Source organism: Pantoea sp. Lu_F5_004 (genome assembly GCF_051136245.1).
Taxonomy (GTDB): Bacteria; Pseudomonadota; Gammaproteobacteria; order Enterobacterales; family Enterobacteriaceae; genus Pantoea; species Pantoea agglomerans.
In genome coordinates this window covers 1724116-1735432 of the sequence record NZ_CP194946.1, presented here as the reverse complement: position 1 = coordinate 1735432, position 11317 = coordinate 1724116, and the positions used below count along the sequence as shown (strand labels likewise).

The 11317-nt window shown below is 57.0% G+C and carries 7 protein-coding genes; 1 reads left to right on the top strand and 6 read right to left on the bottom strand.

Annotated features, from left to right (window positions below):
* The first annotated feature begins 428 nt into the window (after nt 1–428).
* Nucleotides 429–4376: a trifunctional transcriptional regulator/proline dehydrogenase/L-glutamate gamma-semialdehyde dehydrogenase gene (gene putA, locus ACR8BN_RS07975; protein ID WP_434747498.1), complete on the top strand. Its 3948-nt coding sequence runs from the start codon at nt 429–431 to the stop codon at nt 4374–4376.
* 1339 nt (nt 4377–5715) lie between these two features.
* Here the strand turns inward: putA and ACR8BN_RS07970 are convergent.
* From ACR8BN_RS07970 to fliZ, 6 genes are all read right to left on the bottom strand, one after another.
* Nucleotides 5716–6801, bottom strand: coding sequence for an acyltransferase family protein (locus tag ACR8BN_RS07970; protein ID WP_069026438.1), 1086 nt, complete (start codon nt 6799–6801; stop codon nt 5716–5718).
* Nucleotides 6802–7265: 464 nt separating this feature from the next.
* A complete protein-coding gene (gene tcyN, locus ACR8BN_RS07965) occupies nt 7266–8018 on the bottom strand; it encodes an L-cystine ABC transporter ATP-binding protein TcyN (protein WP_434747497.1) in 753 nt (250 codons plus the stop codon).
* On the bottom strand, nt 8015–8683 hold the full coding sequence (gene tcyL / locus ACR8BN_RS07960) for a cystine ABC transporter permease (protein WP_003854540.1): 669 nt from the start codon (nt 8681–8683) through the stop codon (nt 8015–8017). The genes tcyN and tcyL overlap by 4 nt, the downstream gene beginning before the upstream one ends.
* On the bottom strand, nt 8683–9483 hold the full coding sequence (gene tcyJ / locus ACR8BN_RS07955; protein ID WP_033787602.1) for a cystine ABC transporter substrate-binding protein: 801 nt from the start codon (nt 9481–9483) through the stop codon (nt 8683–8685). The genes tcyL and tcyJ overlap by 1 nt, the downstream gene beginning before the upstream one ends.
* Nucleotides 9484–9596: 113 nt before the next feature.
* Entirely contained in the window at nt 9597–10583 is a 987-nt protein-coding gene (locus ACR8BN_RS07950; protein WP_434747496.1) for a D-cysteine desulfhydrase, read from the bottom strand.
* Between the two features lie 218 nt (nt 10584–10801).
* On the bottom strand, nt 10802–11305 hold the full coding sequence (gene fliZ, locus ACR8BN_RS07945; protein ID WP_434747495.1) for a flagella biosynthesis regulatory protein FliZ: 504 nt from the start codon (nt 11303–11305) through the stop codon (nt 10802–10804).
* Nucleotides 11306–11317 lie beyond the last annotated feature (12 nt).

Here is an 11317-nt window from a genome sequence, read left to right as displayed (position 1 = left end):
TATCCCAGAGAAATCGCCAGCTACCCGCCTGCCGGAACGGGGCAAAGCGGGCCGATTTTCTTCGTCAGGGCGTCACTCATTTCCCAGCGGCGCGGTATCCTGCCGGAAAGGCGTTGTGCGCACAATGGATTTAACACAGGCGTTACAGTGATTTCACTAACCGTTTGTGAAAACGTGCTCATAGGTTGCACTCGCTCACAGTTATCCGGTTGCACCATCGTATTACCTGCCTGAAACCCGCTTTTCATCGGGTCTGCCAGCCTGGCGAGGATCTTGCAGCAATATCCGTGCCGCATTGCGGGATTTAACAATCGTCGACGTTAAAAGGGTGTTAACTGGCTCACATTTAACACGGTTGCACAAAGTTGCAACTTAAGTGATAGTGCAGCCAACGCCGTATCGAACCACTATCAAGGAGCTCTGGAGTCATGGCTACAACCACCATGGGTGTAAAACTGGATGACGCGACACGCGAGCGCATCAAACTGGCTGCGCAGCGCATCGATCGCACGCCGCACTGGCTGATTAAACAGGCGATCTTTAACTACCTGGGCCAGCTGGAAACCGGCGATACCGTGCCGGAGATCCCGCTTTCTGCTCAGGCGGCCGCGGAGTCCGACGACACCCAGCCAGAGGAGACGCACCAGCCGTTCCTTGATTTTGCAGAGCAGATTTTACCTCAGTCCGTGACCCGTTCAGCGGTGACCGCCGCATGGCGTCGTCCGGAGACCGATGCGGTGCCAATGATGCTGGAACAGGCACGTTTACCGGCGGCGCTGGCAGAGAAAACCCATCAGCTGGCTTACCAGCTCGCCGACAAGCTGCGGCACCAGAAAGGGGCAACCGGACGCGCTGGCATGGTGCAGAGCCTGCTGCAGGAGTTCTCACTCTCCTCCCATGAAGGTGTGGCGCTGATGTGTCTGGCTGAAGCGCTACTGCGTATTCCCGACAAGCCAACGCGCGATGCGCTGATCCGCGACAAGATCAGCAACGGCAACTGGCAGTCACATCTGGGACGCAGCCCGTCACTGTTTGTCAACGCGGCGACCTGGGGCCTGCTGTTCACCGGCCGTCTGGTCTCGACCCACAACGAGTCGAATCTCTCAAGCTCGCTTAACCGCATTATCGGTAAGGGTGGCGAACCGCTGATCCGCAAAGGCGTGGATATGGCGATGCGTCTGATGGGCGAGCAGTTCGTCACCGGTGAAACCATTGCCGAAGCGCTGGCTAACGCCCGCAAGCTGGAAGAGAAAGGCTTCCGCTACTCCTATGACATGCTGGGCGAAGCGGCCCTGACCGCAGGCGATGCCAAAGCCTATCTGCTCTCTTATCAGCAGGCGATCCATGCCATTGGTAAAGCGTCGAATGGTCGCGGCATCTATGAAGGTCCCGGCATCTCTATCAAGCTCTCAGCACTGCATCCCCGCTACAGCCGCGCGCAATATGAGCGCGTGATGGAAGAGCTCTACCCTATTCTGAAATCGCTGACGCTGCTGGCCCGCTCCTATGACATCGGCATCAACATCGATGCAGAAGAGGCGGACCGGCTGGAACTGTCGCTGGATTTACTGGAGAAACTCTGTTTCGAGCCAGAGCTGGAAGGCTGGAACGGCATCGGTTTCGTGATTCAGGCCTACATGAAACGCTGTCCGTTTGTGATTGATGAGCTGATCGATCTGGCGCAGCGCAGCCGCCGTCGCCTGATGATTCGTCTGGTGAAAGGCGCGTACTGGGACAGCGAAATCAAGCGCGCCCAGATGGAAGGTCTGGAAGGCTATCCGGTCTACACCCGCAAGGTTTACACCGATATCTCTTATCTGGCCTGTGCCCGCAAACTGCTGGCCGTGCCAAGCCTGATCTATCCGCAGTTCGCCACCCACAACGCCCACACCCTGGCGGCGATTTATCAGCTGGCGGGCAACAACTACTATCCCGGTCAGTATGAGTTCCAGTGCCTGCACGGCATGGGCGAACCGCTCTATGAGCAGGTGGTGGGCAAAGTGGCGGACGGCAAACTTAACCGCCCCTGCCGTATCTATGCGCCGGTCGGTACCCATGAAACCCTGCTGGCCTATCTGGTGCGCCGCCTGTTAGAAAACGGGGCCAACACCTCCTTTGTTAACCGCATTGCCGATACCTCGCTGCCGATTGATGAACTGGTGGCCGATCCGGTGAGCGCGGTGGAGAAGCTGGGTGCCAGCGAAGGTGCCATTGGTCTGCCACATCCGAAAATCCCCCTGCCGCGCGATCTGTATGGCGATAACCGCGTCAACTCTGCGGGTCTGGATATGGCCAACGAACACCGTCTTGCCTCACTCTCCAGCGCCCTGCTGAGCAGCGCCGTACAGCCCTGCCTGGCCGAGCCGATGATCGACGGTGAAGCGGGTGCTGGCGAGTTGCGCGACATTCTGAACCCGGCAGCGCCTGGCGACCGTGTAGGTCAGGTCCGTGAAGCCACAGAGCAGGAAGTTTCTCTGGCGCTGGATGCCGCGGTGAACAGTGGGCCGATTTGGTTTGCAACACCGCCGCAGGAGCGTGCCGCCATTCTGGAACGCGCCGCACAGATCATGGAAGGCCAGATGCAGCAGCTGCTCGGCATCCTGGTGCGTGAAGCGGGCAAAACCTACAACAACGCCATCGCGGAAGTGCGCGAAGCGGTTGATTTCCTCTATTACTACGCCGGAATGGTGCGTGACGATTTCGACAACGAAACCCATCGTCCGCTGGGCCCGGTGGTCTGCATCAGTCCATGGAACTTCCCGCTGGCAATCTTTACCGGTCAGATTGCGGCTGCACTGGCAGCGGGCAACAGCGTGCTGGCCAAACCGGCCGAGCAGACACCGCTGATTGCCGCACAGGCGGTTCAGATCCTGCTGGATGCGGGTGTGCCGCCTGGCGTGCTGCAACTGCTGCCAGGTCAGGGTGAAACCGTTGGTGCACAGCTGACCGGTGACGTTCGGGTACGTGGCGTGATGTTTACCGGTTCAACTGCGGTGGCGACACTGCTGCAGCGTAATCTGGCGGGTCGCCTTGACCAGCACGGTCGTCCTGTACCGCTGATTGCTGAGACCGGCGGGATGAATGCGATGATCGTCGACTCTTCTGCGCTGACTGAGCAGGTGGTGATCGATATCGTCGCCTCTGCCTTCGACAGTGCCGGACAGCGCTGTTCTGCCCTGCGTCTGCTCTGCATTCAGGAAGATGTCGCCGACCATACCCTGAAGATGCTGCGCGGCGCGATGGCGGAATGCCGCATGGGCAATCCGGAACGCTTCTCGACCGACATCGGTCCGGTCATTGATGCCGAAGCGAAAGCCAATATCGATCGCCATATTCAGGCGATGCGTAATAAAGGCTTCACGGTCTATCAGGCGGTGCAGGATAACCCGCAGGACAGCAAAGAGTGGAATAGCGGCACCTTTGTTAAACCGACACTGATTGAGCTGGGTCAGGTCAGCGATCTGGATAAAGAGATTTTTGGGCCGGTACTGCATGTGGTGCGTTTCACCCGTACTAACCTGCCGCAGCTGGTTGAGCAGATCAATGCATCCGGCTATGGCCTGACGCTGGGCGTACATACCCGCATCGACGAAACGATTGCACAGGTTACGGCGAACGCCCGAGTCGGCAATCTCTATGTCAACCGCAATATGGTGGGCGCGGTGGTCGGCGTACAGCCGTTTGGTGGCGAGGGCTTATCCGGCACCGGTCCGAAAGCGGGCGGTCCGCTCTATCTTTACCGCTTGCTGGCGCATCGTCCGGATAGTGCGCTGCGTCTGACTTTTGATCGTCAGGATGCAGAACGCCCGGCGGACAGCACGCTGCGTCAGTCACTGCTGGCACCGCATCAGGCACTCAGCAACTGGGCTAAGGATAAGCCTGAACTGGCTGAACTCTGCCAGCACTATGGTGATCTGGCCCAGGCGGGCGTTGTCCGTCTGCTGCCAGGCCCGACAGGCGAGCGCAATACCTTCTCGCTGTTGCCGCGTGATCAGGTGCTCTGTCTGGCTGATAACGAGCAGGATGCGTTAATCCAGCTGGCCGCGGTGACCAGCGTCGGCAGTAAAGCACTGTGGCAGGATGATGAGCTGCATCGCGCCCTGCTGGCTTCGCTGCCGGACGCAGTGAAAGCGCGCATCACGCTGGCGCGTGATCCGTTAGCGGCAGAGTTTGATGCGGTGATCTATCACGGTGATGCCGATCAGCTGCGTACCCTGTGTGAACAGATTGCCGCACGTGAAGGCGCGATTGTCTCGGTGCAGGGCTTTGCCCGCGGCGAGACCAATCTGCTGCTGGAGCGTCTGCTGATTGAGCGTTCGCTGAGTGTGAATACCGCTGCGGCAGGCGGTAATGCGAGCCTGATGACCATAGGGTAAGGGGCGTTCGCAGGGATTGTTCGCTGCGCGAACGGGCTGGGGTGCTGTGCTAAGGCTGGAGTTGTTCGCTGCGCGAATGGGCTATGAGAAGGTTTCGTTCGCCTGATAAGCCAGGCAGTTTCAGATTCGCCTCTGCAGGCGACCGACAAGGGGGCGCCCGTCGCCGCGCCCCCTTGACCCCGGGCTCTGGCCTGCTTCACCGCCGCTTCGCGGTTCCTTCGCTACTTCAGGATTTCTCACGGACCGGCGGGACGCGCCATCCATGGCGCGAACCCGCCTCTTCGCGACATCCCTGTCGCTCGTCCTGAAATCCCTCATCCGCTCAGCGGTTCTGACGGCCTCCCCACTCCCTCGCTGTTATCTTTTCTTTTAATGTTGGGCTCGCTGTCGCTGTGAGTTTGGGAATTGCCTCTGACTTTTGGCTCAGCAGACAGAATGGCATTCAACCCGCCCGCTGTTATCTCTGCTTTTTATGTTGAGTGCTTTATCGCTGTGGTTTTTTGGGATTGCCTCTGAATTTCGGCTCAGCAAACAGAATGGCATTCAAACCTACCCGCTGTTATCTCGTTTTCAGGTAACTAAGATTGTTGCGGTGAACTTCAGGAATTGAGACTGGCTTTCAGACCATCAGACAACTCAGCACCAAAAAAACATAAAGAAATCACAGGCGGGAGTTTGCCAGAGGCGTCCGAAGCGCTGAGGAACAACCGCAGGCCAGGATGAGCCGACAGGAAGTCGGCGAAAGGACGGCACGAGCCAGGGATGGCGAGTCCGGACGGTCCGTCGGCCGCAGGGCGTGACGAAGGCACCCCGCACAGCGGGGCGCGCAGGCAGCCGGACGCCGGGATTGTTAAGGGGCGGGCGTCCGCCCCTTGACGCGTCCGCCTGCACAGGCAATCTGAAACTCCCCATCGCCTGGCGGGCGTAACCCGCTCAGCGTCAGCCTGCTGCAAAGCGAAACCTTATGAATCTTTCCCTCCTTCAGCGGCCTGAGCCCTGCCCGTCCGGGTAACAAACCCACCGGCAGGGGTTTGCCAGAGGCGTCCGGAGCGCTGAGGAACAACCGCAGGCCAGGATGAGCCGACAGGACGTCGGCGAAAGGACGGCACGAGCCAGGGATGGCGAGTCCGGACGGTCCGTCGGCCGCAGGGCGTGACGAAGGTACCCCGCACAGCGGGGCGCGCAGGCAGCCGGACGCCGGGATTGTTAAGGGGCGGGCGTCCGCCCCTTGACGCGTCCGCCTGCACAGGCAATCTGAAACTCCCCATCGCCTGGGCGGGCGTAACCCGCTCAGTGCAAGCCCGCTGCAAAGCGTAACTTCCCCGCTGCCAGGCGTAACTTACCCACTGCTCGCGCCGCCAGGCGCCCTTTTCATTAACGTCGGGAACACAAACAGCGACTGCCCGACTCCGCGATTGGTCAGCGACCAGATTGCCACTGAACAGAGCGAGCAGAGACCCACAATGGCCACCGGATAGAAACAGGCCCAGAGAAACGAAAACCACGCCTGCCCGAACAGATGATGCCGCTGCGCGAACAGAATCGCAGACATACCAAAAAACTCGATAAAGATACGGTGGATAACGTAAATCTGCAGCGTATTGCGGCCAACCCAGTTGAGATAACGCATGCTGAAGTGCTGATTCAGCCAGCGACAGGCCGCGATACTGAATAACACCGCCAGTACACACAGGAACAGACTCTTATCCAGACCGAATAGCACATGAATCCCGGCGGCTGCTGCCAGTAGCGCCCAGGGCATCAGATTCTCCCGCCGCCATTCACTCAGGCGCAGCATCGTCTGGCTCCAGAATGCCCCTAACAGGAAGAACACAAAATATTGGGCCAGGCTCTGTGGTCCCCAAAACGGGATCACTTTTTCTGCCGCCAGATAATTCAGCAGGATCGCCACCGCCACCAGGGCCAGCTTATATTGACGGAAAACTTTGGCACAGAGGAAATAGAGTCCCAGCCCATACAGATACCACGAGGTACTCATGGCCATAAAGGTCAGCTTGAGAAACTCGAATAGCGAACCCGCATAGGCGGCATTAAGATTCTGCGAAATACGCTGACCGGTAATTTCAGTGGAGATACCGATAATTGACCACCACTGAATAAATCCCCACAGAATATAGAGATAAAAAAGATTGGTGATGCGACTGGTAAACACCTGCTTCCAGGGCCGGTTCAGAATGCCATTGGTCGCCAGTAATCCTGAGACAAAGAAAAAGGCGGGCATACGCAGCGGCGACAGTACCGTATTAAACTGTATCCATATTTCGGCGGGGATCCATCCGGCAGAGAGATATTTCATCGTCCCTTCAAAGCCGGGTAAAACCGTGTGGTACAGGACCACCAGTAATATGCAGGCGCCCTTAAGGGTATCGACCCACAATATCTGATCTGACTTAGTCTGGTTCATTCAATGACTCCTGCTGTGTAGGTCAGAATGCTGGAAAGTAAAAGCGAGGAAATCAGTATTGCTTTTATGATTATCCGGCAATTATTCGCCATTGAACCGGTGATGAATGTAGCGAAACTCTTAAAAGCCGCCGGGTGGCCCTGTTACCACAGTTATTTACTTAGCAGAACGTTTCCTTACACTTATTAATATCGACGCAATGCGCTAATTAGCAGCGTCGCAGCCTGCTTAAAGGATAATATTGCTTCATAATTCAGAAAATATAATTAAGAGAAAGTGGCAACGGGAAAAGCCAATATATCCCCGATGAAAAGAAAAGATTTGTCAGATGTGCCAAAAGGTTTAACAGCGGCAGAGTTATTTATGATATTGCGCCTGCTAATAGCGTGACCCTGGCCAGTGGCAGCTTAAAAAATGAGGGTTTTAAATGGGTTAAAACTGCCTTCCGGGGAAGGCAGTGTGGATTACTGATTCAGAAATTTATCAAGGAACTGCCGGGTACGCGGCTGCTGAGGGTTACTGAACAACGCTTTCGCTTCGCCCTGCTCCACAATCCGTCCCTGATCCATAAAAATGGCGCGGTCAGCCACATCACGGGCAAAGCTCATCTCATGCGTGACGATGACCATGGTGCGTTTCTCTTCGGCCAGCGCGCGAATGGTGCTGAGCACCTCACCCACCAGCTCCGGATCCAGCGCCGAGGTCGGTTCATCGAACAGGATCACTTCCGGCCGCATCGCCAGCGCACGCGCAATCGCCACGCGCTGTTGCTGCCCGCCCGACAGACGGCGCGGATAGCTCTCTTCTTTGCCGTGCAGCCCGACCTTCTCCAGCAGCGTGCGGGCGCGGGCTACCGCATCCGCTTTCGCTTCGCCTTTAACGATAACCGGCCCTTCAATAATGTTCTCCATCACTGAACGATGCGGAAACAGATTAAAGTTCTGAAAGACAAACCCGACCTGCTGACGCAGACAACGCACCTGCTCTTTCTGCTTACTCTGTGCCAGCGCCGCATCAACGGTAATCTCCCCGACCCGGATGGTGCCGCTATCCGGCACTTCCAGCAGATTGATACTGCGCAGCAGCGTGGTTTTACCTGATCCGCTGGGGCCGATTATGGCCACCACTTCACCGGCGGCCACATCAAGGTCGATGTCGTGCAGCACCGTCTGGCCGTTAAAAGACTTCACCAGCTTTCTGACTTCGATGGCGCTCATTTCGACTCCGAATCCTGACGATTAACATGCTGTTCCAGCCGGTTCTGCAACGCAGATAACACCGTTGCCATCACCCAGTAGATCAGCGACGCTGCCAGATACATAGTAAAGACTTCAAGCGTGCGTGAGGTGATCAACTGCGCCTGACGGAACAGCTCCGGCACCTGAATGGTCGCCGCCAGCGAGGTATCTTTCACCAGGCTGATAAAGCTGTTGCCCAGCGGGGGCAGCGCCGTGCGGGCAGCCTGGGGCAGGATCACCCGGCGCAGGGTTTGCCAGCGCGTCATGCCGATACTTGCCGCCGCTTCCCACTGCCCGCGCTCAATCGATGAAATCGCGCCGCGCAGTGACTCTGAGGCATAAGCCGCCGTATTCAGGGAAAGACCAATCATCGCGGAGGGGATCGGATCCAGCTCAATGCCAAACTGCGGCAGGCCGTAATAGATCATAAACAGCTGGGCGATCAGCGGCGTGCCACGAAAGATCGAGACATAGATCCGCGCCAGCCAGCGAACCGGCCAGAAGCGCGACAGACGCATCAGCGCCAGAATAAAGCCCAGCAGCAGGCCAAAGAACATGCCGCCGATGCTGAGCTGCAGCGTAAACAGCGCGCCTTTTAATAAAAAAGGTGCTGAATCCAGCACCAGTTGAAGACTTTCCTGCATTATTTCGTCACGTCCGCGCCAAACCATTTCTGAGACAGCTTGCTCAGCGAGCCATCTTTCTGCATGTCAGCAATAGCCTGGTCGATCGCTTTCAGCAGGTCGTCGTTGCCTTTACGTACCGCCACGCCCGATTCCTGACGGGAGAACGCATCACCCGCGACCGCCATGGTATTGCCCGTTTTCTTCACCAGATCCAGCGCAGCCAGACGGTCAACCAGAATGGCATTCAGACGGCCAGAGCGCAGATCCTGATATTTCGTCGGGTCATCATCATAGGTACGGATGTCCACGCCCTTCACATTCTCACGCAGCCACTGCTCGTAGTTGGTGCCCAGACCGACGCCCACCTTTTTACCGGCAAGATCAGCAGGTTTGGTGATGGTGTTCGCATTGGCTTTCATGGTCAGCGCCTGAATACCGGAGACCGTGTATGGCGTGGAGAAGTCATACTTCTTCTTACGCTCATCAGAGATGGTGACCTGGTTGATGACCACATCAATGCGCTTCGCGTCGAGTGAGGCCAGCATGCCGTCCCATTTGGTCGGTTTCAGGCTCGCCTTGACGCCCATGTGCTGTGCCAGCTGTTCCGCGAATTCCACTTCAAAGCCGGTCAGCTTGCCCTTTTCATCCTGGAAACTGAATGGCGGATAGGTGCCTTCCAGACCCACCAGCAGCGTGCCGCGCTCTTTAATTTTGTTCAGCAGATTTTCCGCAGCAAAGGTTTTAACGTTGACGCCAGCAATCAGCGCCACGGCCATGACGCCCATCACCATCTGACGACCTGCACGAGAAAAGGACATATTCACCCCATTATTGACAGTATTGTGTGTGTGTTTTTATAAGGGCAGCACGGCTTGTCGCTGCCAGTCCGGAAGGATAACCCACGGAGTATAAACTGTTTTATTCGCTTGTCTCAGACCGAAGGATGATAAGCAAATAACGCCGGTGCGCCGCCCGTATGAATAAACAGCAACGGACCTTCACGGCGGAAACGATTCTGGCTCACGCCATCCAGCAGTCCGGCCATCGCCTTGCCGGTATAGACCGGGTCCAGCAGGATCCCTTCCAGCCGCGCCAGCAGTTTCACCGCAGCCATGCCTTCATCATTAGGTTCGCCGTAGCGTGGCGCAAAGTAATCATCCCACAGGGTAATCGGTGCCTTAGCCTGCACTTCCAGTGTTTCCGCCAGCGACTGACGCAGCCGCGCCACCAGCGGCAACTGCGCCTCAACCTGGCGTGAAACGGTGACGCCCACCAGCTCGGTCTCCGGCAGCAGATGCTCCAGACCCACCGCCAGTCCGGCATGGGTGCCGGCACTGCCCGAGGCCACGACCACGGCGGCGAAATCGACCACACCTTCGCTCTGATGAGCAATCTCCTGCGCGCACTCTACATAGCCTAGTGCACCCAGCGCATTTGAGCCGCCGACCGGCACGATGTAAGGGCGGAAACCCTGAGCTTCCAGACGCGCGGCCTGTTCAGCCAGCTGTTCCGCAGGGTTATTCAGCGCATCCACCATGACCACTTCAACGTCCATCAGATCCAGCAACAGACGGTTGCCGTTGCTCAGGTAGTTTTCTGCGTGGGTGCCAATCGGGTTTTCCAGCAATGCCACGCACTTCAGGCCAAGCCGGGCCGCGACTGCCGCCGTCTGACGCACATGATTAGACTGGATTGCGCCCGCGGTCAGCAGCACATCGGCGCCTTCACGCAGCGCGTCCGCCGCCAGAAATTCCAGCTTGCGCAGCTTATTACCGCCCATCGCCACAGGCGTGAAATCATCGCGTTTGATGAAAATATCGCGACCCAGATAGTCTGAGAGCCGTGGCAGATGTTCTAACGGCGTGGGTGCGCCCAGCAGTTCAAGACGCGGGAATTGGTGTAACAGATGTAAAGACAATGCTGCCTCCGTTCGGGCATTCAATTTATCCTTACAGTGTTGCAGAAGATGCGAAAAGGATCACCCTGATTCAGGTGTCAGCAGATGCGGTGAGACAGATGTGTAGTGAAAGTTGCAGGAGAAAGAAGCGCCGTGCTCCCCCTTCCCTTTTACCCGGCTGGCGGGCAAAAGGGGAACGTGCCGCAGGCACGCGGGGGAGCAATCGGTGCAGATCAGGGTTAACCCTGCTGCCAGCCTAAGAACTGATCGTACTTGCGCAGCGCGATGCGATAATTGTTATTACCGGCATCGGGCAGATCGCTTTCCAGACACTGATGCCAGCTATTTCCCTGAAGCCTGTCGGCCGGGAAATTTCTGGCTTTCAGCATCTCATCCAGACGACGCAGCCGCACCACATATTCACGAATCGTGCTGGGGCTCATCTCTGTCTGTTCAAACAGATACTGTTTAAACGCCATTATGTCGAAGTAATTAGGATGGGTATTACAAAAAATATCACTGCAAAAACGACAAAGCGCGGTCAGTTCGGGCTGAAGTTTCTGCCACAGCTGCTCATCAATCATCTGGTCCATCCGAGCGATGGCCTCTTTATTGATGATCTGGCCACGAAAAACGAGCGCCATTCGATCTAATACCTTGCCACAGTGTGAACAGTTGCTCTGGCTGTGTTTATAGTCTTTAAGATAACGACTTAACGGTCTGGCCTTGGTCTTGGCTCCCATTACTGAGTCCCC